The sequence below is a fragment of the Paracoccus litorisediminis genome, from assembly GCF_009711205.1.
In the GTDB taxonomy this organism is placed as follows: domain Bacteria; phylum Pseudomonadota; class Alphaproteobacteria; order Rhodobacterales; family Rhodobacteraceae; genus Paracoccus; species Paracoccus litorisediminis.
Genome location: NZ_WMIG01000011.1, coordinates 76,886 through 99,428, shown reverse-complemented (window position 1 = coordinate 99,428; position 22,543 = coordinate 76,886). Strand labels below are relative to the sequence as shown.

Here is a 22,543-nt window from a genome sequence, read left to right as displayed (position 1 = left end):
TGCAAGCGCCCTGCTGCGGGCTTAGGCAGCGCATATGGATTTTCATCATGTGACCACCTGGATCTTCGATCTGGACAACACGCTTTACGCGCCCGAGATGCGGCTTTTCGATCAGATCGAGCGTCGCATGACCACCTATGTCATGCGCGAGTTGCGCGTCCCCGAGGCCGAGGCCAGCCGCCTGCGCGACCATTACTGGCGCGAGCATGGCACGACGCTGTCCGGGCTGATGGCCGAACATGCGATCGACCCGATGCCCTATCTGCGCGAGGTCCATGACATCGACTTCTCGCATCTGACGCCGGACCCCGATCTTGCCGCGCTGATCTCGGACCTGCCGGGGCGCAAGATCGTGCATACCAATGGCGACACCGAATACGCCGCCCGCGTGCTGGAGGGCCGAGGCCTGACCGTATTCGATGAGGTCCACGGCATCGACACCACCGGCTTCCTGCCCAAACCCGACCCGCGCGCTTATGCCGCAGTGATGCAGGCATCGGGTTTCGACCCTGCCACCGCGGCTATGTTCGAGGACGAGCCCCGCAACCTTGAAACCCCGCATTTACTGGGCATGCGCACGGTTCTGGTCGGCAAAGGCCGCAGCGGTCCCGACCAGTTTGCACCCGCCCATGACCACGGCGCGCACGTCCAGCACCACACCATGGACCTGACCGCCTTCCTGCGCTCCCTTGCCGAAACGCGGCGTCAGGGACAGAATTAAGCGAACCCGAACAGGAGACGCGTCATGGCCGCCACACACGTTGATCCCATTGAAGCCCGTCAGGAAGCCCGGACCGCAGCCAAGCTGCTGATGTTCGCGCTGGCTCTGGTCGTTTTCGCCGTTGTCACGACCGCGATCTGGGGCCTGCCCGCGCTTGCCATGATCGGGCTTGCCGGAACGGTCACGGTCTTTGGCGTGCTCATCGCCTATGCGGCAGGCTTCTGAACTGATGGAACGGACCGAGATCCTCGTTTCGGGCGGCGGCATTGCCGGGTTGATCGCAGCGGCAGCCTTTGGCAGCGCCGGGCATCAGGTCACTTGCGTTGACCCCGCCCCGCCCATCACCGATGAGGCGACCGAAGGCTCGGACCTGCGCAGCACGGCATTCCTGCATCCGTCGATCGCGGTCCTATCCGCCGCCGGGCTGTGGGAACGCCTTGCCCCGCATGCGACGCCCTTGCAGGTCATGCGCATCATCGACGCGGGCGGAAAGCTGTCGCAAGCCCGCCTGACCCGCGATTTCGACGCGGCTGAAATTTCGGACCAGCCCTTTGGGTGGAATCTGCCGAACTGGCTGCTGAAACGCGAGATCTCGGCCCGGCTGGCCACGCTGCAGAATGTCCGCTTTCTGCCCGGCACCGGAACCGCTGGCCTGATCGCGCGCGAAAATGAAGCGCTGGTCACGTTGACGGACGGTACGCGCCTGCGGGCCGATCTGGTCATCGGTGCCGACGGACGCAATTCGCCGGTGCGTCAGGCGCTGGGAATCGGCACGCGCACCCTGCGCTATGGGCAAAAGGCCCTGGCCTTCGCCGTCACCCATGACCGCCCCCATGACAATATCTCGACCGAGATCCACCGCTCGGGCGGCCCCTTCACGCTGGTTCCCCTGCCCGACCGCAACGGCAAGCCCTCCTCGGCGGTGGTCTGGATGGAGCGCGGCCCCGAAACCGCCCGCCTGCGCGCCCTTCCGCCCGAGGAGTTTTCCGCAGAACTGAACCGCCGCTCGGCAGGCGTTCTGGGCCATCTGACCCAGGCCACCCGCCTGACCGAATGGCCGATCATCAGTCAGATCTCCGACAACTTCACTGGCCCCCGCACCGCCCTGATCGCCGAGGCCGCCCATGTCGTCCCGCCGATCGGCGCGCAGGGCCTGAACATGAGCCTCGCCGATCTCGCAGCCCTGATCGAGCTGTCATCGGGCAGTCCCGGCAGCCGCGCCTCGCTTGACGCCTATAACCGCCGCCGCCGCCCCGAGGCATTGGCCCGCCTGATCGGTATCGACGCACTGAACCGGACCAGCATGATCTCTGCCCGGCCCTTGCGCGACCTGCGGGCGGCAGCCCTCGGCAGCCTCTATGCGGTGGCCCCGGTCCGCCGAGTTCTGATGCGCGCCGGCCTTGGTGTCAGCTAGAAACGCAGGCTTTCTTCGTTTTTCAAATACCCCCCGCGACCGCGCCACCGTGAACCACGCTTCCCAGTGGCGCGTCCGCGCGCAATCTGCCATTCAGAACAAATGGCAAGACCTATCACCGCTTTCACCTGCACCGCCTGCGGTGCCAGCCACAAGAAATGGTCCGGTCGCTGCGAAGCCTGCGGCGAATGGAACACGATCATCGAGGAAGCCCCGCTCTCGCAGGGGCCCGGTCGCGGCCTTGGCACGCTCAAGGGCAAGCCGATCCCGCTTTCCGGCCTCGCCACACAGGAAGCCCCCCCAACCCGCGCCAATTCCGGCATCGCCGAATTCGACCGCGTGTTGGGCGGCGGGCTGGTTCCGGGCTCGGCCATCCTTGTCGGCGGTGATCCGGGAATCGGGAAATCCACCCTGCTCTTGCAGGCCGCTGCCGCCTTTGCGCGGTCGGGTCAGCAGGCGATCTATATCTCGGGCGAGGAAGCCAGCGCACAAGTCCGCCTGCGCGCCCAACGCCTTGGCCTTGGCGATGCGCCGGTGCGACTTGGCGCGGAAACCGCGCTGCGCGACATCCTGACCACGCTCGACGCCGAGCGTCCCGATGTCGCCATTATCGACTCGATCCAGACGCTCTGGTCCGATCAGATCGAGGCCGCACCGGGCTCGGTCTCTCAGGTCCGCGCCACCGCGCATGAACTGACCACCTTCGCCAAGAAGCGCGGCACATCGGTCGTGCTGGTCGGCCATGTCACCAAAGAAGGCCAGATCGCCGGCCCCCGCGTCGTTGAGCACATGGTCGACACGGTGCTGTATTTCGAGGGCGAGCGCGGCCACCAGTTCCGCATCCTGCGCGCCCATAAGAACCGCTTCGGCCCGGCCGACGAAATCGGCGTCTTCGAAATGACCGGCGGCGGCTTGTCCGAGGTTGCGAACCCCTCGGCGCTGTTCCTGTCGGAACGCGGTCAACCCAGCGCCGGATCGGCCGTTTATGCGGGCATCGAGGGCACACGCCCGGTCCTGACAGAAGTTCAGGCCCTTGTTGCACCTTCGACACTGGCCAGTCCGCGACGAACCGTCGTCGGACTGGACTCGGGCCGGGTCTCGACCATCCTTGCGGTGCTTGAGGCGCGTTGCGGCATCCCTTTCGCAGGATTGGACGTTTTTCTCAATGTTGCCGGGGGGATGCGCGTCAACGAACCGGCGGCGGATCTGGCCATCGCTGCGGCGCTTCTAAGCGCGCGCGAGGATATCGCCCTGCCCCCCGAGGCCGTGGTTTTCGGCGAAATCAGCCTGTCTGGCGCGCTAAGACCAGTCGCGCAGACCGAAAACAGGTTGAAAGAAGCACAAAAACTTGGTTTTTCACGAGCAATCCTGCCTACTTCCACCAAGGTCGAGGGCATGGGCGGGATGCGGCTGGACCGTGTCCCGGATCTGACAAAATTTGTGGGCGAGACATTCGGGGCCGGATGAGCTTGCCACTCAATCGCGGGGCTACCCGCAAAAGGGCGTGACATGGACGGTTTCACCATCATCGACGGCATCGTGGCGGCCGTGATCATCCTCTCGGCGATCCTTGCCTATGCACGGGGCTTCGTGCGCGAATCGCTCGCCATCCTCGGTTGGATCGGCGCGGCGGTGCTGGCCTTCATCTTTGCGCCCGCGGCGCGGCCGATGATCGCCCAGATCCCCGGACTGAACAAATTCCTTTCCGATAGCTGCGAGCTGTCGACCATCGCCGGTTTCGCCGCGGTCTTTGCCCTGGCGCTGGTGCTGTTCTCGATCATCACGCCGCTGTTCTCCTCGGTGGTGCAACGCTCGGCTCTTGGCGGTATCGACCAAGGCATGGGGTTCCTGTTCGGTGTCGCGCGCGGCATCCTGCTGGTGGCTATCGCCTTCATCGTCTACGACCGGGTCATGTCCGAACAGGACCTGCCCGTCGTCGACAACTCGCGCTCGGCCCAGGTTTTTGAGCGCATGACCGGCCAGATGGACGAACAAATCCCGCATAATGCGCCGGAATGGGTCGTCTCGCGCTATGAGCAACTGGTCCGTGGCTGCATGAGCACCGAAGCCGTCGACCAGAACACCCAGACGCCCGCACCCGCCGCGACCCCCACCGAGGGCACCGCCCCGGCGAATTGAGACAACCCGGCGAATATAACCGCCTCGTGACATAAAATGCGCCCTGCCGGTCCGGCGGGGCGTGACTTCACCCGCGCGAGTCCCTATGTTAGCGGCACTCACGCCAGATACCCCTCCCCTAGCCCCATGAGCCGGTGATGATGCAGCCATTTCTTGCCCATCCCTTCGATTACGACCGCTTGCATGAAGAATGCGGCGTCTTTGGCGTAATCGGTGTCGCGGATGCGGCCAACTTCGTCGCCCTCGGCCTGCATGCCTTGCAGCATCGCGGGCAGGAAGCTGGCGGCATCATCTCGCATGACGCGGAACAGGGCTTCAACAGTGCCCACCGTTTCGGCTACGTGCGCGATAATTTCACGAAACAAAGCCTGATGGAAACCCTGCCGGGGTCGCTTGCCATCGGCCATGTCCGCTACTCGACCGCAGGAACCAAGGCCGCGACCGCGATCCGCGACGTACAGCCCTTCTTTGGTGATTTTTCGATGGGCGGCTGTGCCGTCGCCCATAACGGCAACATCACCAACGCCATGGCGCTGCGCAAGGAACTGATCGAGCGCGGCTCGATCTTCCAGTCCAGCTCGGACTCCGAATGCATCATCCACCTGATGGCGCGTTCGATCCAGCGCAACATCCCCGAGCGGATGAAGGACGCGCTACGCCGCGTCGAAGGCGCGTTCAGCGTCATCGCCATGACCCGCACCAAGCTGATCGGCGTCCGCGACCCTCTGGGCGTGCGCCCGCTGGTTCTGGGCAAGGTCGGCGACGAGGGCTATGTCCTGTCCTCGGAAACCTGTGCGCTCGACATCATCGGTGCCGAGTTCATCCGCGAGATCGACCCGGGCGAGATGGTGGTGATCTCGAAGGGCGAGATCGAAAGCTCGCGCCCCTTCGGTCCCTCGACCGGTCGTTTCTGCATCTTTGAGCACGTCTATTTCTCGCGCCCGGATTCGATCATCAAGGGCCGCTCGGTCTATGAGACCCGCCGCCAGATCGGCGTGGAACTGGCCCGCGAAGCTCCGGTCGAAGCCGATCTGGTCTGCGCGGTTCCCGACAGCGGCACCCCCGCGGCGATCGGTTTCGCGCATGAAAGCGGTATTCCCTTTGGCATGGGCATCATCCGCAACCAATATATGGGCCGGACCTTCATCGAACCGACCGAGCAGATCCGCAACATGGGCGTGCGCCTGAAGCTGAACGTGAACCGCGCGCTGGTCGCCGGTAAGCGCGTGGTGCTGGTCGACGACTCGGTGGTGCGCGGCACTACCTCGCGCAAGATCAAGGACATGATCCTTGATGCCGGCGCGGCCGAGGTGCATTTCCGGATCGCCAGCCCGCCGACCGCTTGGCCCTGCTTCTACGGCGTCGACACGCCCGACCGCGAAAAGCTGCTGGCCGCGAACATGTCCGAGGAAGAGATGCGCGAATGGATCGGGGTGGACAGCCTCGCCTTCGTGTCGCTCGACGGTCTCTATCGCGCCGTGGGCGAGGCTCAGGGCCGCAACACCGGCAGCCCGCAATATTGCGATGCCTGCTTCTCGGGCGACTATCCGGTCGCACCCTTCGACCAACTGGAACGCGGCTTCCGCATGAAGGCCAATTCCGAAACCGCGGGCGCTGCCATTACCGGCCACGCCGCAGAATAGGACCCGGTTCGGCACAGCCGAACCAGAAAGGGCGGGGGCTCGATGCCCCCGCCCTTTCTTTTTCCGTCATGACCCGAACCTCAGGCCCGACCGGCGCTTTCGGGCAGGATCACCATGAATCGGCTGCCCTTGCCGCGCGTGCTTTCGATCTTCATCCGGCCGCGATGGCGGTTGACGATATGCTTGACGATGGCAAGACCCAGCCCCGTGCCCCCCTGCTCGCGCGAGCGATGCGCGTCGACCCGGTAGAAGCGTTCGGTCAGACGCGGCAGATGCAATGCCTCGATCCCCTCGCCCTCATCCTCGACAGTGACCGTCCATGCCGGGCCGCGCAGCACCGGCTCATGCTCCAGGCGTTCCAATTGCACGCGAACGACACCGCCGCTGCCGCCATATTTCACCGCATTCTCGATCAGGTTGTGAAACACCTGCACCAGCTGATCCGCATCGCCGGGCAGCGTAACCTGCCCGTCACCCACCTCCGCTTCAATCCGCACCCCCGCCGCCGTAGCCGAGGGCGACAGGGTCGTCACCACCGAACGCAGCAGCGCGGCCAGATCGACGCTTTCGACCGGGCGGCGACGCTCGTCCTGCTCGACCCGGCTCAGCGACAGCAACTCGCCGATCAGCCGGTTCATCCGCCCGGCCTCGCGGCCCATGATGTCCAGGAAACGTTCCTGAGCCGCCGGATCGTTGCGAGCGGGGCCGCGCAGCGTCTCGATGAAGCCCATCAGCGCGGTCAGCGGCGTACGCAGTTCATGGCTGACATTGGCGACGAAATCCCGACGCATCTGGCCGGTTTCCTCATCGCGCGAGCGGTCCTCGATGGTGATGCCTGCGGCGCGGCCCTTGGTCAGGTCCATGGGCGTCACCGTGACTTCGCACATGACCTTTCCGTTGCGGGTCTGCATGGTGGCGTTCAGCCGGGCGCGCGGACTGCCCGCCAACACCGAATCCAAGGCGGCATTCACCTCGGGATGGCGCAGCAGGGTGACGAAAGGACGGCCCGAGGGAACCGGACCCAGCAGCGCCTCCATCGCGTCATTGCCACCGATCAGCCGGGAATCGGCACCGACCACCGCCATCGGCACCGGCACCGCCGCCAGAAGTTGCGCAAGCAGGTCCGGGCTCATCTGCCCTCCGCAGGCGTCATGCCAGCGCGGAAGCGCGCGGCATTGGCGCGGTAGCCTTCGGCCGATTTGAGCAGCCTTTCCCGCGCCTCATCATCCAGCTCGCGCACGACCTTGCCCGGCGATCCCATGACCAACGATCCGGGCGGGATCTCTTTGCCTTCGGTCACCAGCGCCCCGGCGCCGATCAGCGAGCCTGCGCCGATCTTTGCACCGTTCAGGATGATCGCGCCCATACCGATCAGCACGCCGTCCCCGATGGTGCAGCCATGCAGGATGGCGCGGTGGCCGATGGTGCAATCCGCGCCGATGGTCAGCGGATGGCCGATATCGGTGTGGCAGACGGTCAGTTCCTGCACGTTGGAATTGCGACCGACGCGGATTTCTTCGTTATCCCCGCGCAGGACGGCGCCGAACCAGACGCTGGCGCCCTCCTCCAGCACGACCTTGCCGATCAATTGCGCATCGGGGGCGACCCATGCGTCATCGGCCAGTTGCGGCGAAACCCCGTCCAGATCCCAGATCATCTGCCTTCCTCCTCCATCAGGCCGCGCACGAACGGCCCAAGGCCAGTCTGACGGGCGCGGCGCAGCCGCTCGGCCGTCAGGATGGTCTTGAGCGCCTCGGCGCTTTGGTCAATGTCCTCGTTGACGATGACATAATCGTATTCGGCCCAATGGCTGATCTCGTCGCGGCTTTTCTGCATGCGCCCGGCAATCACCTCCGGGGCATCCTGCCCGCGCGAGATCAGACGGCGTTCCAGCTCGGCAAGGCTGGGCGGCAGCACGAAGATCGAGATGACGTGATTTCCCAGCGCCGAGGCGCGGATCTGCTGCCCGCCCTGCCAGTCGACATCGAACAGCGTGTCACGACCGGCGCGCATCGCCTCTTCGACGGGTTCGCGTGGGGTGCCATAGAGATTGCCGAAGACCTCGGCATGTTCCAGCATGTTGCCCGCCGCGACCATGGCGCGGAACTCCCCGGGTTCGCGGAAATAATAGTGGTCGCCCTCGACCTCGCCGGGGCGCGGCTTGCGCGTCGTGGCCGAGACGGAAAAGCGCAACGTCGGGTCCCATTCCATCAGCCGCCGCGCCAGTGTCGATTTCCCCGCACCCGAGGGCGAGGACAGGATGATCAGAAGCCCGCTACGATCCATGGTCCCGATTTCCTTTTTATTGTTGGCCGGACAGACGAAATGCGCGGCCTGAATGACGCAGCGCGGGGGGCGGGGTCAACCCCCGCCCCGGCGTCGCCCGGATTTTAACCAATTCTAAATAATTCACTCGGCGCAATGGGGTGCGGCTTGCTAGAGTTGGCCGCGTAGTGTGTTACGAGTTCCGTTCGGTTTTTGGGTGATATGCATGTCGGATGATCACGGTCCCTTGGACGACCGCGACGATGCCGTGCGTGGGCTTGACGCCCCGCACGAGGGTAAACTGCTTCACCTGTCCGATCACGGAACAGCACAGCCAGAGCACATCCTGCATGAGTTGCGCAGCTACTGGGACAGCCTGCGCAATGGCCGCGCCATCCCTGCCCGCGCCGAGGTCGAGCCGCGTGCCATCCGCCGCACACTTGACTACGCCTTCATCCTTGAGCGCATCGCGCCGGGTGCCGCGCGCTTCCGCCTTGCCGGGCGTCACCTGATCGACCTGATGGGGATGGAGGTGCGGGGCATGCCGCTTTGCGCGCTGTTTGATACCGGATCGCGGGGGCGGCTGTCGGATGTGCTCGAAACCGTGTTTCGCGGCCCGCAGATCGCCCGGATCAGGCTGGAGGCCCCGGCAAGCTACGGGCGACCCAAGCTGGCCGGATCGCTGCTGCTGCTGCCGCTGCGCTCGGATCTGGGCGATGTGACGCGCGCCCTGGGCTGCCTTGTCAGCGAGGGCGAGATTGGCCAGACCCCGCGCCGCTTCGATCTGGCCGGAGAGGCGCTTTTCCCGGTCATTCCCGGCGCGCATATCATCGAGCCTTCGGCCTCGATCACCGGATTTGCCGAAAGCCCGGCAAGCTGGCGCGCCGAGACGGCCAGACCCGTGCCCGACCCGACCACGCCCGAGGAACGCCGCGCCCGGTTCCGGCTGGTCACCAACGATCCCGGATCGCCTAAGACCGACAAGCTGATGTGAAAAGGGCGGCGAAATCATCGCCGCCCTTTCCATCAATTTCGTTCGGATCAACTGGCCTTGGCCTGCTGTGCGCCGGCCACACGGCGGCGGCGCAACTCCTCGGCCACAAGGAAGGCCAGTTCCAGCGACTGGCTGGCGTTCAGGCGCGGGTCGCAGGCGGTGTGGTAGCGGTCCGACAGGTCCTCATCGGTGACCGCGCGGACGCCGCCGGTGCATTCGGTCACGTCCTTGCCGGTCATCTCGAAATGCACGCCGCCGGGGATCGTGCCCTCGTCGCGGTGGACAGCGAAGAACTCGCGCACCTCGCGCAGCACCGATTCGAAGGGCCGGGTCTTGTAGCCCGAGGCCGATTTGATCGTGTTGCCGTGCATCGGGTCGCAGGACCAGACGACGTTCGCACCTTCGGCCTGCACCGCCTTGATCAGGCGCGGCAGGTGGTCGCCGACCAAACCCGCACCGAAGCGCGCGATCAGGGTCAGGCGGCCCGGCTCGTTTTCCGGGTTCAACTTCCAGATCAGCGTTTTCAGGTCGCTGTCCGAGATCGACGGCCCACATTTCAGCCCGATCGGGTTCTGCACGCCGCGCGCAAACTCGACATGGGCGCCGTCGATCTGGCGGGTGCGATCGCCGATCCAGATCATGTGGCCCGAGCCCGCGACCGGCAGGCCCGTGGTCGAGTCGATCCGGGCCAGCGCCTCTTCGTATTCCAGCAGCAGGGCTTCATGGCTGGTGTAGAAATCGACCGTGCCAAGGCCATGCGCCGTGGCCGAGGTCACGCCCGCCGCCGCCATGAAGGCCATCGCGTCGCTAATGCGGTCGGCGATGTCACGGTAGCGCGCGGCTTCCTCGCCGCCGGTGAAATCGCTGATCCAGCTTTGCACGCGGTGGATATCGGCATAGCCACCGGTCGAGAAGGCGCGCAGCAGGTTCAGGCTGGCCGCAGCCTGCGTGTATGCCGCCAGCATCCGCTGCGGATCGGGAATGCGGGCTTCGGGGGTGAAATCGAAGCCATTGATGATGTCGCCGCGGTAGCTGGGCAGCTCGTGCGCGCCGATGGTTTCGGTCGCGGTCGAACGCGGCTTGGCGAACTGGCCAGCCATGCGGCCAACCTTGACCACGGGCAGTTGCGCGCCCCAGGTCAGCACGATCGCCATCTGCAGCATCACCTTGAAGGTGTCGCGGATGTTGTCGGCCGAGAATTCCGAGAAGCTTTCGGCGCAATCGCCGCCCTGCAGCAGGAACGAGCGTCCCGCCGCGACTTCCGCCAGCGAGGCCTTCAGTCGTCGCGCCTCGCCCGCAAAAACCAGCGGGGGAAATTTCGCAAGCTGCGCCTCGACGGCGTTCAGAGCGGCTTGGTCGGGATAGTCAGGCATCTGGATGCGCGGATAGGCGCGCCAGCCACGCTTGTCCCAGGTTTGGGTTGCGGTAGCGGTTTTCTGCGGTGCCATGATCCTGTCCTCCTGACAAAAGGTCATTGGGGGTATAGTGCGTCATGACAGCGCTGAAAAGCCTTGCACGCCGCCAAGATGGCTGCTGATCTGCGCTGGAAATCCATGCCGCGCATCATGCCAGACACAGATCCAGCCATTACGCCGCCCCCTGCCCCCGCCCAGCCACGCGCCCGGCGCTATTATTTCCTGCTGGTCGAACGCTTTACGATGATGTCCTTTGCCGCTGCGGTGGAACCGTTGCGGCTGGCAAACCGCATTTCCGGGCAGAACCTTTATGAATGGCGGGTGGTCGGCGAAGGCGGAGATTTCGCCATCTGCTCTAACGGAACGCGGGTCATGCTGGATGGCGGCTTGTCCGACACCCGCCGAGAGGACACGATTCTGGTCTGCGGCGGCATCGACATCGGCCGCGCAGCGACCCGTCCGGTGCTTGGCTGGCTAAGACGAGAGGCACGGCGCGGCGCACGGATGGGGGCGCTATGTACCGGCGCATGGGTGCTGGCCGAAGCCGGGCTGCTCGACGGTCGCCGCGCCACCATCCATTGGGAAAATCAGGACGGATTCGCCGAGGAATTCCCCGATGTCAGCCTGATCCGCACCGTCTTTGTCGAGGATGGCAGCCGCCTGACTGCCGCCGGGGGAACGGCGGCCATCGACCTGATGCTGCGCCAGATCGCCCGCGATCACGGCAATGAACTGGCCGGTCGCGTGGCTGACCAGTTGATCCATACCTCGATCCGATCCGAGGGCGACCACCAGCGCCTGTCGATTCCGACCCGGATCGGGGCGCGTCACCCGCGTCTTGCGCAGGTTCTGGCCCGGATGGAGGCCAATATCGAGGACCCGATCAGTCCCGCCCGCCTTGCACTGGATGCCGACATGTCGCCCCGCCAGCTGGAGCGACTGTTCGCGCGCTATCTGGGCCGCTCGCCCAAGCGCTATTACATGGACATCCGGCTGGAGCGCGCGCGCAACCTGCTGACCCAGACCGAACTCAGCGTGATCGAGGTCGCACTGGCCTGCGGCTTTGCCTCGGTCGGGCATTTTTCCAAATGCTACCGCGCCAGTTTCGGGAGTTCTCCCTATCGGTTGCGCGACACCCCCGCGCTGAATGCAATTTAGGCATTTCCTGTCCCGATTTCGCGGCAATTCGTCCGTTTAGACCGCCAATCTGCCGCCTTTGCGCACTTTTCTTTTCGCTTTGGGGCTTATAGCTTGCCCAACAGAACAAAAGTTCGCTCAGGGAGACTGACAATGAAAAAACTGCTTCTGGCCAGCGTCGCCGGTGCCATGTTCGCGGGCGCCGCGGGCGCCGAAGACATCAAGCTGGGGATTTCGCTGGGCCTGACCGGCCCGCTGGAATCCATCTCGCCCGCGATGCAGAAGGGCGCCGAACTGGCCATGAAAGAGGTTTCGGACAGCGGCAAGCTGCTGGACGGCTCGAAGATCGTTCCGGTCGTCGCCGACAACACCTGCGTTGACGCGGCAGCCTCGGTCGCAGCGGTTGAACGTCTGGTCAGCGCCGAAGGCGTCAAGGGCGTGATGGGCGGCATGTGCTCGGGCGAAACCATCGCCTCGCTGGAAAAAGTCGGCGTGCCGAACGGCGTCGTGATGATCTCGCCCTCGGCCACCTCGCCGGCGCTGTCGACCATCGACGACAAGGGCTTCTTCTTCCGCACCGCACCTTCGGATGCGCGTCAGGGTGAAGTCATGGCCGACATCGTGCTGGAAAAAGGCATCAAATCGGTCGCCATCACCTACACGAACAACGACTACGGCAAGGGCCTGGCCGACAGCTTCGCCAATTCCTACAAAGCCAAAGGCGGTGCCGTGACCATCACCGCGGCGCATGACGACGGCAAGGCCGACTATTCGGCCGAAGTCGCGGCGCTGGCTGCTGCCGGCGGCGACGCGCTGGTCGTTGCGGGCTATGCCGACCAAGGCGGCGCGGGCGTGATCCAGGGTTCGCTGGATACCGGCGCCTTCTCGACCTTCGTGCTTCCCGACGGCATGGTCAACAACTCGCTGGTCGAGAAATTCGGCACCGCGCTGGAAACCTCGTTCGGCCAGAACCCCTCGGCCGAGGGCGAAGGCCATGACAAGTTCGCGGAACTGGCCAAGGCTGGCGGCTTTGACGGCACCTCGGCTTATGCCGGAGAATCCTACGACTCGGCTGCGCTGATCATGCTGGCCATGCAGGCCGCCAAGTCGTCCGACGCCAAGGTCTACAAGGACAAGGTGATGGAAGTCGCCAACGCTCCGGGCGAAAAGATCTATCCGGGCGAACTGGCCAAGGCGCTGGAACTGATTGCCGCAGGGCAAGATGTCGATTATGTCGGCGCGACCTCGGTTGAACTGGTCGAGCCGGGCGAAAGCGCCGGTGTCTACCGCGAAGTCGATTTCAAGGGCGGCAAGCTGAACGTCATCGGGTTCCGCTGATCGACCTCACAAGTTGCGGGGGGCCCGGATTCAATCCGGGCCTTTTGCCTGTTATAACTACCCCTCTTGGGGCAATAATCTTCGCGGAAACAGCGAAGTCTGGGGAGAAACATGATCCAGGTCCATGACCTGCACCGCCATTTCGGAGGGTTTCGCGCCGTTGACGGTGCCAGCCTGACGATCGAGACCGGTTCCATTACCGGCCTGATCGGTCCGAACGGCGCAGGTAAATCCACGCTTTTCAACGTCATCGCAGGCGTTCTGCCGCCGACTTCCGGCCGCGTCGTCATGGATGGCGAAGACATCACCGGCCTTGCGCCGCATCAGCTGTTCCACAAGGGTCTGCTGCGCACCTTCCAGCTGGCCCATGAATTTTCCTCGATGACCGTGCGCGAGAACCTGATGATGGTTCCGGGCGGTCAGGCGGGTGAGTCCCTTGTCAATACCTGGTTCCGCCGTGGCCGCATCCGCGAGGATGAGCGCGCGCTTCGCAAGAAGGCGGACGAGGTTCTTGAATTCCTGACGATTTCCCATGTCGCCGACGAAAAGGCGGGCAATCTCTCGGGCGGGCAGAAAAAGCTTCTTGAGCTGGGCCGCACGATGATGGTCGATGCCAAAATCGTCTTCCTTGATGAGGTCGGCGCGGGCGTGAACCGCACGCTTCTGGGCACGATCGGCGATGCCATCGTCCGCCTGAACAAAGAGCGCGGCTATACTTTCTGCGTCATCGAACATGACATGGATTTCATCGGCCGCCTGTGCGACCCGGTGATCGTCATGGCGCAGGGCAAGGTGCTGGCGCAGGGCAATGCCTCCAGCATCATGCAGAACGAAGCCGTGATCGAGGCCTATCTGGGCACCGGCCTGAAGAACAAGGTCGCCGCCGAGATCGCCGAGGAAGCCAGCTTTGGCGAAAGCCACGGCGCGCAGCCCGGCCTTGGGGCCGAGGCCGGACAGGGCGGCGACGGCAAGCCCGCGGGGGATATCCGATGAGCCAGCCCTATCTTTCCGCCACCGCCATGCGCGGCGGCTATGGCAAGGCCGACATCCTGAACGGCTGCACACTGACCGTGGATCAGGGCCAGATCGCCGTGATCGTCGGCCCGAACGGCGCTGGCAAATCCACCGCGATGAAGGCCGTCTTTGGCATGCTGAACCTGCGCGAAGGCGCGGTGACGCTGGGCGGCGAGGACATCACTCGCCTGACCCCGCAGGAACGTGTCCACAAGGGCATGGGTTTTGTGCCCCAGACCCACAACATCTTCCCGACCATGACGGTCGAGGAAAATCTGGAAATGGGCGCCTATATTCGCGGCGACGATTACCGCGAGACGATGGAACAGGTCTATCATCTGTTCCCCGCCGTCGCCGACAAGCGCCGCCAGAATGCGGGTGAGTTGTCAGGCGGTCAGCGTCAGCAGGTCGCCGTCGGCCGCGCGCTGATGACGAAACCGCGCCTTCTGATGCTGGACGAACCGACGGCGGGCGTCAGCCCCATCGTCATGGACGAGCTGTTCGACCGCATCATCGAGGTCGCGCGCACCGGCATCTCGATCCTGATGGTCGAACAGAACGCCCGTCAGGCACTTGAGATCGCCGATATCGGCTATGTGCTGGTGCAGGGCGCGAACCGCTATACCGACTCTGGCAAGGCCCTGATGGCCGATCCCGAGGTTCGCCGCACGTTCCTTGGGGGCTGACATGGATTTTCTGAACGCCATTGTGGCCCTGCTCAACTTCGTCGTGATCCCCGCCGCCGCTTACGGCGCACAGCTGGCGCTTGGCGCGCTGGGGGTGACGTTGATCTATGGCATCCTGCGCTTTTCCAACTTCGCCCATGGCGACACCATGGCCTTTGGCACCGCATTGGTGATCATTGTTACTTGGGGCTTGCAAGCGCTTGGCATCAGCCTTGGCCCGCTGCCGACGGCGCTGCTGGCGCTGCCGATCGGGATCGCGCTGTGCTCGGCCTTTGTGCTGGGCACCGACCGCGTGGTCTATCGCTTCTATCGCAAGAAAAAGTCCGAGCCGATCATTCTGGTCATGGCCTCGGTCGGGGTCATGTTCGTGATGAACGGGGTGACGCGCCTGCTGATCGGTGTGGACGAGATCCGCTTTGACGACGGCGCGCGCTTCCTGATCGCGGTGCAGGACTTCAAGACCTGGACCGGCCTGAACGAGGGCCTGGCCCTGCGCGTCAGTCAGGTCATCACCTTTGTCGTCACAGCTTTGGCCTGCTGGGCGCTGTTCCGCTTCCTGAACCGCTCACGCGCCGGGAAAGCCATGCGGGCCTATGCCGACAATGAGGATCTGGCGCTGCTATCGGGGATCGATCCGGAGCGCGTCGTGCGCCTGACATGGATCATCGCGACCGCATTGGCAGTGACCGCAGGCACGCTTTATGGCCTCGACAAAAGCTTCAAGGCTTTCAACTATTTCCAGATTCTGTTGCCGATCTTTGCTGCAGCCATCGTCGGTGGCCTTGGCAATCCGCTGGGCGCGGTCGCTGGCGGCTTCATCGTCGCCTTCTCCGAGGTTGCGGTGACCTATCCATGGAAAAAGGTCGCGGCCTATCTGGGTTTCCAGTCCGACGGGCTGCTGCAACTGCTGTCCACCGAATATAAATTCGCCGTCAGCTTCGTCATCCTGATCATCGTCCTGCTGTTCCGGCCCACCGGCCTGTTCCGCGGCAAAGCCTATTAAGGAGGGGCCGACATGTCGAATACTCGTCAAGCCGAAGCCTCGAGCCGCTGGCGCGCGCCGGTCATCTTCCTGATCATCGTCGCACTGTTCGTGCTGGAGGGAACGACGCGGAACGCGCTGTTCTCGGGCAGCTGGAACTCGGCGCTGGCCATCCTGAACATGGGGCTGATTTCGGCCGTGATGGCCTTGGGCGTGAACATGCAATGGGGTTATGCCGGCCTGTTCAACGCGGGCGTCGTCGGTTTCCTTGCGCTGGGAGCGCTGGGGCCGGTGCTGGTCTCGACCCCGCCCGTTCAGGGTGCCTGGGCCGCAGGCGGGATGCGTGTGATCGTCGCACTGGTCGTCGGTCTGGGCACGCTGGCGCTGGCGACGCAGGTCTGGAAGCGGGTCGCCGCGCCGATCAGCTTCTTTGTCATGCCGCTGGTGCTGCTGGTCGGCTTTGTGCTGTACCGTTATCTTTTCGATCCCGCCGTCATGGCGATCGAGGCGAACAATGCCGCCTCGGCCGGGAATATCGGCGGGCTTGGCCTGCCGGTGCTGCTGGCATGGCCGGTCGGCGCGGCACTGGCCGCCGCCGCCGCATGGGGCATCGGCAAGGTCGCGCTGGGGCTGCGTTCCGACTATCTGGCGATCGCCACGCTGGGCATCGGCGAGATCATCGTCGCCGTCCTGCGCAACGAGGAATGGCTGGCGCGCGGCGTCAAGAACATGTCCGGCATCCCGCGTCCGGTTCCCTATGAACTGGATCTGCAAAGCGATCCCGACTTCGTCGCCAAGGCGGCGCATTGGGGCGTGGATATCGCCACCGCCTCGGGGATCTGGGTCAAGCTGATGTATGCCGGGCTGTTCGGGCTGGTGCTGCTGGCGCTGATCCTGCTGGCGGAGCTGGCGCTGAAATCGCCCTGGGGCCGGATGATGCGCGCGATCCGCGACAATGAGACTGCCGCAAGTGCCATGGGCAAGAACATCAAGGGTCGGCATCTGCAGATCTTTGTCATCGGCTCGGCGGTGATCGGGCTTGCCGGGGCGATGATGGTGACGCTGGATGGACTGCTGTCCCCCGGCAGCTTCAACCCGCTGCGCTACACCTTCCTTGTCTGGGTCATGGTGATCGTCGGCGGTTCGGGCAACAACTGGGGCTCGGTTCTGGGCGCGGTGCTGATCTGGTTCCTGTGGATCAAGGCCGAGGTCTGGGGCCCCGAGCTGATGAGCCTGCTGACCGCGCCGCTGCCCGATGGCGCGCTGCGCACGCATCTGCTGGAAAGCGCGCCGCATATGCGCTTTGTCGCGATGGGGCTGGTGCTGCTGCTGGTACTGCGCTTTGCGCCGCGCGGGCTGGTTCCCGAGAAATGACCCCGGATTCGTGGGGGCCTTGCCCCCACACCCCCAGGGTATTTCAGAAACGGAGAAAGGGCCTATGGGCCCTTTTTCTTTCCCCTTGTTCCTTGATGGACAGGCGCCAGGAGTGGGCATGAAGGGCTTTGACTTGAGCGAATTTCTGGGCGAATGGCAGGTGCGGCGGCGGATTTCCGACGCCCAGACCGGTCTGGTTACACGGTTTCAGGGGACGGCGCAGATTTCCGACAACGCCTTTCACGAAACGGGAATGATCCAGTTCCAGAACCAGCGGTTGTCATCGCAGCGGCAATATCTGCTTGAATGGGGCGATGGCGTGGTTGAGGTCAGGCGGCCGGATGGCAGCCCGTTCATCACCCTTGAAGCACAGGGCATCCAGCGGGTCGTGCATCATTGCGGCGACGACCTGTATCGTGGGCTGTTCATGTTCGCCAGCAACCGCAGATGGGCAGAAATCTGGACCGTGCAGGGGCCGCGCAAGAATTATCGAAGCGTCAGCCAGTACTGGCGGTAGTGAGGCGGCCTTAGGCCGCCGTCAGCAGGATCGGAGTCTGGTCACCCAGCGCGAAGCGACGCAGCACCTCGGGATAGAGGCGGTGTTCCTGTACCAGCACACGGGCGGCAAGCGTATCCGCCGTATCGCCGGGCAGGACCGGAACGCGGGCCTGACCAAGGATCGGGCCAGCATCAAGTTCAGGCGTCACCAGATGGACCGATGCACCCGCCTCAGGATCGCCCGCATCAATGGCGCGCTGATGGGTGTGGAGGCCGGGATACTTCGGTAAAAGCGAAGGGTGGATGTTCAGCATCCGCCCTTCGAATTTCTGGACGAAAGCCGGGGTCAGGATGCGCATGAAACCGGCAAGACAAAGGATGTCGGGTTCGGCCGCCAGCAGCGGCTGAAGCAGTGCGGCTTCGAATGCCGCGCGGTCGCCCTTATAATCGCGGTGGTCGATGGCAAAGGTCGGCACGCCCATGGCGGCGGCCTTGGCAAGGCCACCCGCCGCCGGATCGTTTGACCCGACGATCACGGCGCGGGCCGGATGGTCGCCGGTCATGCTTTCGACCAGCTTGACCATGTTCGACCCGCCGCCCGAGATCAGAAGGGCGACGCGTTTCACCGCAGCTTGCCGCTGTAGCGCACGCCCGCGCCGGGGGTGACCTGACCAAGGCGATAGACGGTCTCGCCCTCGGCTTTCAGCAGGGCCTCCAGCGCCTCGGCACGGTCGGCAGCGACCGAGAGGATCATACCGATGCCGGTGTTGAAGGTTTTCAGCATCTCGGCATCGGCAATGTTGCCGGCCTCGGCCAGCCAGTCAAAGACCGCGGGCAGGCTGAAGCTGTCCAGATCGATGTCGGCACCAAGACCTTTCGGCAGGACGCGCGGCAGGTTCTCGGTGATACCGCCGCCGGTGATATGGGCTGCGGCATGAACGCCGCCTGCACGGATCGCGGCCAGAACCGGCTTGACGTAAAGCCGGGTCGGAACCAGCAGCGCCTGACCCAAAGTACCCGTGCCGAAGGGCGAGGGCGAATCCCAGTCCAGACCCGCATGTTCGGCGACCTTGCGCACCAGCGAGAAGCCGTTGGAATGCACACCGTCCGCGGCGAGGCCCAGCAGCACGTCACCATCCGCGACGTTTGCGGGCAGCGCGGTGCCGCGCTCCATCGCGCCGACCGCGAAACCGGCCAGATCGAAATCGCCCTTGGCATACATGCCGGGCATTTCGGCGGTCTCGCCACCGATCAGCGCGCAACCGGAACGGCGGCAGCCTTCGGCAATGCCGTTGATGACGCGGGTGGCCTCATCGACCGACAGCTTGCCGGTGGCGAAATAGTCGAGGAAGAACAGCGGCTCGGCCCCTTGGCAGACCAGATCGTTGACGCACATGGCGACAAGGTCGATGCCAAGGCCGTCAAGTTCACCGGTGTCGATGCCGATGCGCAGCTTGGTGCCGACGCCGTCGGTCGCGGCGACCAGAACCGGGTCCTGATAGCCAGCAGCGCGAGGGTCGAACAGCGCGCCGAAACCGCCCAGACCGTCCATCACGCCAGAGCGCTTGGTTGCGGCGGCGGCGGGCTTGATGCGCTCGACAAGCGCGTTGCCTGCGTCGATATCCACTCCGGCTTCGGCATAGGACAGGCCAGATTTGCGCTCGGTCATGTGCGGGGCTCCTTTGCTTTGCGTCCCGATAGCGCAGGCGCGGCGCGCAGGCAATGATCCGTCCATCAAATGCGGCGTTTTCCGGCCATCAGCCGTTGCCCGCAGGCCCTGCCCCTGCCGACAACTCGCGCGCAGCGGATATGACCGCGCGGGCGATGCCGTCCAGCCGCGCGTCGCTCATCCGATGCAACGGCCCCGAGACCGAGATCCCAGCCGCGGCCTCGCCGCCGAAATCGAAGATCGGCGCGGCGATGCAGCGCATTCCCGGTGCGCGCTCCTCATTGTCCAGCGCATAGCCGCGCGTCCGCGTCAAAGCCAGATCGGCGGTCAGCGTCTCGGGGGCGCAAAGCGTCGTCGGCGTGAAACGGTCCAGCCGCAATCCGGGGATCAACTGGCGCAGATGCTGCGGGCGGGCATAGGCGAGCAGCGCCTTGCCAATCCCCGAGGCATGCAGCGGCGAACGGGTGCCCGGCGGAAAGAAGGCGCGGATGGTTTCATGCGTCTCGGCCTGACTGATGAACAGCACGGCATCGCCGTTCAGGATGCCCAGATTGGCAGTCTCTCCGGTTTCCTCCATCAGGCGGCGCAGGACCGGACGGGCGCGTTCGACCAGACCGGCGCGCCGCATGAAGGCCGATCCCAGGCGAAATGCGGTCGGGCCGATCTGCCACGCCTGATTCTGCCCGTCGGTTTCGGCCATACCGCGCGCGGCCAGTGTCACCAGCACCCGATGGACGGTCGAGGGCGCCTGCCCCAGTTGCTGGGCAATCTCGCTCAACGTCAGGCCATTGCCCGAGGCGATCACGTCCAGCACATCCAGCGCCCGTTCCAGGGCACGGACGCCGCCAGTGTCCTCACTGCCCTCGGCCCTGCTTTTCGGACGCCCCCTTTTGCGCGGTGCGGATGACATTCAAGAAATCCTTTCGACTGCATATCAATCCGATTGAATATCGAAAATCTGGTGTGGAAAACAGCAAATATCTGATTCGGTTAAGAAATTAACATATTTTCCGCCATTGCGAAATACTTTTCAGAAAAATTGCCGGAATGGACAGCTGCGCCTAGGCTGGGACACAAGTGCAGGAGGAAGCACAATGACCAGTCAGAACCCCATCTTCATTCCCGGCCCTACCAATATCCCCGAGGAACTGCGCAAGGCGGTGGACATGCCCACCATCGACCACCGCTCGCCGGTTTTCGGGCGGATGCTGCATCCCGCGCTGGAGGGCGTGAAAAAGGTGCTGAAGACCGACCAGGCGCAGGTCTTTCTGTTCCCCTCGACCGGAACCGGCGGTTGGGAAACCGCGCTCACCAACACGCTCTCGCCCGGCGACAAGGTGCTGGCGGCCCGCAACGGCATGTTCAGCCACCGCTGGATCGACATGTGCCAGCGCCACCGTCTGGACGTGACCCATATCGAGGTTCCGTGGGGCGAAGGCATTCCCGCCGCCCGCTTCGAGGAAATCCTGACCGCCGACAAGGGCCACGAAATCCGCGTCGTTCTAGCCACCCATAACGAGACCGCAACGGGCGTGAAATCCGACATCGCCGCGATCCGCCGCGCGCTGGATGCGGCGCGTCACCCGGCGCTGCTGTTCGTCGATGGCGTCAGCTCGATCGGGTCGATGGATTTCCGCATGGACGAATGGGGCGTCGATATCGCCGTCACCGGCAGCCAAAAGGGCTTCATGCTGCCCCCCGGCCTGGCGATTGTCGCCTTTTCGCCGAAAGCCATGGCGGCGGTCGAGACAGCAAAGCTGCCGCGCACCTTCTTTGACATCCGCGATATGGCCACCGGCTATGCCCGCAACGGCTATCCCTATACGCCGCCCGTCGGCCTGATCAACGGGCTGAACGCGGCCTGCGAGCGTATCCTGTCCGAAGGGCTGGAAAACGTCTTTGCCCGTCATCACCGCATTGCGGGCGGCATTCGCGCCGCGGTCGATGCCTGGGGGCTGAAACTGTGCGCCGCGCGGCCCGACCTGTATTCCGACACGGTCAGCGCCATCCGCGTGCCGGACGGGTTTGATGCCAACCGCATCGTCAGCCACGCATTGGAAACCTATGACATGGCCTTCGGCACCGGTCTGGGCGAGGTCGCGGGCAAGGTCTTCCGCATCGGCCATCTGGGCAGCCTGACCGACGCCATGGCGCTGTCGGGCCTTGCGGTCGCGGAAATGGTCATGGTCGATCTGGGCTTGCCGGTGCGGCTGGGTTCGGGTGTCGCCGCGGCGCAGGAACATTATCGCCAGTCGACGGTTTCGGCACTGCGGAAGGCTGCCTGAGGATGAAGGACGCCATGTATATTCCGACCCTCGATGACATGCTGGCCGCGCGGACGCGTATCGCCCCGCATGTGCATGTGACGCCGGTCCTGACCTCTCGTTTCATCAATGAACTGACCGGGGCCGAGCTGTTCTTCAAATGCGAGAACCTGCAAAAGGCCGGCGCCTTCAAGGCACGCGGCGCCAGCAATGCGGTCTTTGGCCTGACCGATGAACAGGCGGCGCGCGGCGTCGCCACCCATTCCAGCGGCAACCACGGCTCTTGCCTGGCCTATGCCGCCGGTCGCCGGGGCATCCCCTGCACCGTGGTCATGCCGCGCACCGCGCCGCAGGCCAAGAAGGATGCGGTTCGCGGCTATGGCGCGCGGGTGGTGGAATGCGAACCCTCGACCACCTCGCGCGAGGCGGTCTTTGCCGAGGTCGTCGCCGAAACCGGGGCCGAGTTCGTCCATCCCTACAATGACTGGCGGGTGATCGCCGGTCAGGCGACCTGCAGCGCCGAACTGATCGAGCAGGTGGCCGGTCTTGACGCGGTGGTGGCACCGATCGGTGGCGGCGGCATGGTCTCGGGGACCTGCCTGACGCTCTCGAACCTTGCGCCAAAGACCCGTGTCTTTGCCGCCGAGCCGCTGAATGCCGATGACGCCGCACGCAGCTTCCGCGCCGGTCACATCATCGCCGATGACGCGCCCGAGACCGTGGCCGACGGGCTGAAAGTGCCGCTCAAGGAATTGACCTGGCATTTCGTCCAGAACCACGTTGCCGACGTGCTGACCGCGACCGAGGATGAGATCGTCGAAGCGATGAAGCTGATCTGGAAGCGCATGAAAATCGTGATGGAGCCCAGCAGCGCCGTGCCGCTGGCCACCATCATCAAGAATCGCGACATCTTCGCCGGCCAGCGCGTCGGCATCATCATCACCGGCGGCAATGTCGATCTTGACCGCCTGCCCTGGATGTGAGGACCTG

General features: G+C 64.5%; 23 protein-coding genes. 16 read left to right on the top strand and 7 right to left on the bottom strand.

The genetic code is table 11. The features are described 5' to 3' along the window. Window positions 1–34: 34 nt before the first annotated feature. The 6 genes from GL300_RS17140 to purF all read left to right on the top strand — a co-directional run bounded on the left by GL300_RS17140 (window position 35) and on the right by purF (window position 5,917). Window positions 35–721, top strand: a complete 687-nt coding sequence (locus GL300_RS17140) for a pyrimidine 5'-nucleotidase (RefSeq protein ID WP_155040879.1) — start codon at window positions 35–37, stop codon at window positions 719–721. Between the two features lie 24 nt (window positions 722–745). Continuing rightward, window positions 746–946 carry a hypothetical protein gene (locus tag GL300_RS17135; RefSeq protein ID WP_155040878.1) on the top strand — a complete coding sequence of 67 codons (201 nt, stop codon included), beginning with the start codon at window positions 746–748 and terminating at the stop codon, window positions 944–946. Between the two features lie 4 nt (window positions 947–950). Next, window positions 951–2,135 carry a UbiH/UbiF family hydroxylase gene (locus GL300_RS17130; RefSeq protein WP_155040877.1) on the top strand — a complete coding sequence of 395 codons (1,185 nt, stop codon included), beginning with the start codon at window positions 951–953 and terminating at the stop codon, window positions 2,133–2,135. A 102-nt stretch (window positions 2,136–2,237) separates the two neighbouring features. Next, the gene (gene radA / locus GL300_RS17125) at window positions 2,238–3,602 is read left to right on the top strand and encodes a DNA repair protein RadA (protein WP_155040876.1); all 1,365 of its coding nucleotides are present in this window, start codon (window positions 2,238–2,240) and stop codon (window positions 3,600–3,602) included. A 42-nt stretch (window positions 3,603–3,644) separates the two neighbouring features. After that, window positions 3,645–4,274, top strand: a complete 630-nt coding sequence (locus tag GL300_RS17120) for a CvpA family protein (protein WP_155040875.1) — start codon at window positions 3,645–3,647, stop codon at window positions 4,272–4,274. A gap of 140 nt (window positions 4,275–4,414) precedes the next feature. Then, entirely contained in the window at window positions 4,415–5,917 is a 1,503-nt protein-coding gene (gene purF, locus GL300_RS17115; protein WP_155040922.1) for an amidophosphoribosyltransferase, read from the top strand. Window positions 5,918–5,997: 80 nt separating this feature from the next. On the opposite strand, the gene GL300_RS17110 is transcribed toward purF, so the two are convergent. Genes GL300_RS17110 through gmk form a run of 3 tightly spaced genes read right to left on the bottom strand, consistent with a single transcriptional unit; the run spans window position 5,998 to window position 8,203 of the window. Next, window positions 5,998–7,050: an ATP-binding protein gene (locus tag GL300_RS17110; RefSeq protein ID WP_155040874.1), complete on the bottom strand. Its 1,053-nt coding sequence runs from the start codon at window positions 7,048–7,050 to the stop codon at window positions 5,998–6,000. Then, on the bottom strand, window positions 7,047–7,574 hold the full coding sequence (locus GL300_RS17105; protein WP_155040873.1) for a gamma carbonic anhydrase family protein: 528 nt from the start codon (window positions 7,572–7,574) through the stop codon (window positions 7,047–7,049). Before GL300_RS17105 ends, GL300_RS17110 begins: the two co-directional genes overlap by 4 nt. After that, window positions 7,571–8,203 carry a guanylate kinase gene (gene gmk / locus GL300_RS17100; protein WP_155040872.1) on the bottom strand — a complete coding sequence of 211 codons (633 nt, stop codon included), beginning with the start codon at window positions 8,201–8,203 and terminating at the stop codon, window positions 7,571–7,573. Before gmk ends, GL300_RS17105 begins: the two co-directional genes overlap by 4 nt. A 205-nt stretch (window positions 8,204–8,408) precedes the next feature. Here gmk and GL300_RS17095 point away from each other — a divergent pair, with 205 nt between their 5' ends. Continuing rightward, the gene (locus GL300_RS17095; RefSeq protein WP_155040871.1) at window positions 8,409–9,176 is read left to right on the top strand and encodes a PAS domain-containing protein; all 768 of its coding nucleotides are present in this window, start codon (window positions 8,409–8,411) and stop codon (window positions 9,174–9,176) included. A 47-nt stretch (window positions 9,177–9,223) separates the two neighbouring features. On the opposite strand, the gene GL300_RS17090 is transcribed toward GL300_RS17095, so the two are convergent. After that, complete coding sequence (locus GL300_RS17090) at window positions 9,224–10,624, bottom strand: class II 3-deoxy-7-phosphoheptulonate synthase (RefSeq protein WP_155040870.1); 1,401 nt, start codon at window positions 10,622–10,624, stop codon at window positions 9,224–9,226. Window positions 10,625–10,741: 117 nt separating this feature from the next. Here GL300_RS17090 and GL300_RS17085 point away from each other — a divergent pair, with 117 nt between their 5' ends. The 7 genes from GL300_RS17085 (at window position 10,742) to GL300_RS17055 (ending at window position 17,639) form a co-directional block, all read left to right on the top strand. Next, entirely contained in the window at window positions 10,742–11,749 is a 1,008-nt protein-coding gene (locus GL300_RS17085; RefSeq protein WP_155040921.1) for a GlxA family transcriptional regulator, read from the top strand. 132 nt (window positions 11,750–11,881) lie between these two features. Next, on the top strand, window positions 11,882–13,066 hold the full coding sequence (locus tag GL300_RS17080; protein WP_155040869.1) for an ABC transporter substrate-binding protein: 1,185 nt from the start codon (window positions 11,882–11,884) through the stop codon (window positions 13,064–13,066). Between the two features lie 111 nt (window positions 13,067–13,177). Continuing rightward, window positions 13,178–14,059 (top strand): ABC transporter ATP-binding protein, encoded by an 882-nt coding sequence (locus tag GL300_RS17075; RefSeq protein ID WP_155040868.1) that lies wholly within the window; start codon window positions 13,178–13,180, stop codon window positions 14,057–14,059. After that, window positions 14,056–14,766 (top strand): ABC transporter ATP-binding protein, encoded by a 711-nt coding sequence (locus GL300_RS17070; RefSeq protein ID WP_155040867.1) that lies wholly within the window; start codon window positions 14,056–14,058, stop codon window positions 14,764–14,766. Before GL300_RS17075 ends, GL300_RS17070 begins: the two co-directional genes overlap by 4 nt. A 1-nt stretch (window position 14,767) precedes the next feature. Then, window positions 14,768–15,769 carry a branched-chain amino acid ABC transporter permease gene (locus GL300_RS17065; RefSeq protein ID WP_155040866.1) on the top strand — a complete coding sequence of 334 codons (1,002 nt, stop codon included), beginning with the start codon at window positions 14,768–14,770 and terminating at the stop codon, window positions 15,767–15,769. A gap of 12 nt (window positions 15,770–15,781) precedes the next feature. Then, complete coding sequence (locus tag GL300_RS17060; RefSeq protein WP_155040865.1) at window positions 15,782–17,122, top strand: branched-chain amino acid ABC transporter permease; 1,341 nt, start codon at window positions 15,782–15,784, stop codon at window positions 17,120–17,122. A 118-nt stretch (window positions 17,123–17,240) separates the two neighbouring features. Continuing rightward, complete coding sequence (locus GL300_RS17055) at window positions 17,241–17,639, top strand: DUF6314 family protein (RefSeq protein WP_155040864.1); 399 nt, start codon at window positions 17,241–17,243, stop codon at window positions 17,637–17,639. A 10-nt stretch (window positions 17,640–17,649) separates the two neighbouring features. On the opposite strand, the gene purN is transcribed toward GL300_RS17055, so the two are convergent. From purN to bhcR, 3 genes are all read right to left on the bottom strand, one after another. Next, the gene (purN, locus tag GL300_RS17050) at window positions 17,650–18,246 is read right to left on the bottom strand and encodes a phosphoribosylglycinamide formyltransferase (protein WP_343043096.1); all 597 of its coding nucleotides are present in this window, start codon (window positions 18,244–18,246) and stop codon (window positions 17,650–17,652) included. Next, window positions 18,243–19,289 (bottom strand): phosphoribosylformylglycinamidine cyclo-ligase, encoded by a 1,047-nt coding sequence (gene purM, locus GL300_RS17045; RefSeq protein ID WP_155040863.1) that lies wholly within the window; start codon window positions 19,287–19,289, stop codon window positions 18,243–18,245. The genes purN and purM overlap by 4 nt, the downstream gene beginning before the upstream one ends. An 88-nt stretch (window positions 19,290–19,377) precedes the next feature. Further along, window positions 19,378–20,199 carry an HTH-type transcriptional regulator BhcR gene (bhcR, locus tag GL300_RS17040; protein ID WP_155040862.1) on the bottom strand — a complete coding sequence of 274 codons (822 nt, stop codon included), beginning with the start codon at window positions 20,197–20,199 and terminating at the stop codon, window positions 19,378–19,380. Window positions 20,200–20,383: 184 nt separating this feature from the next. On the opposite strand from bhcR, the gene bhcA reads away from it, so the two are divergent. Further along, complete coding sequence (gene bhcA / locus GL300_RS17035; RefSeq protein ID WP_155040861.1) at window positions 20,384–21,574, top strand: L-aspartate--glyoxylate aminotransferase BhcA; 1,191 nt, start codon at window positions 20,384–20,386, stop codon at window positions 21,572–21,574. 2 nt (window positions 21,575–21,576) lie between these two features. Further along, entirely contained in the window at window positions 21,577–22,536 is a 960-nt protein-coding gene (gene bhcB / locus GL300_RS17030; protein ID WP_211595162.1) for a beta-hydroxyaspartate dehydratase BhcB, read from the top strand. Window positions 22,537–22,543: the final 7 nt, after the last annotated feature.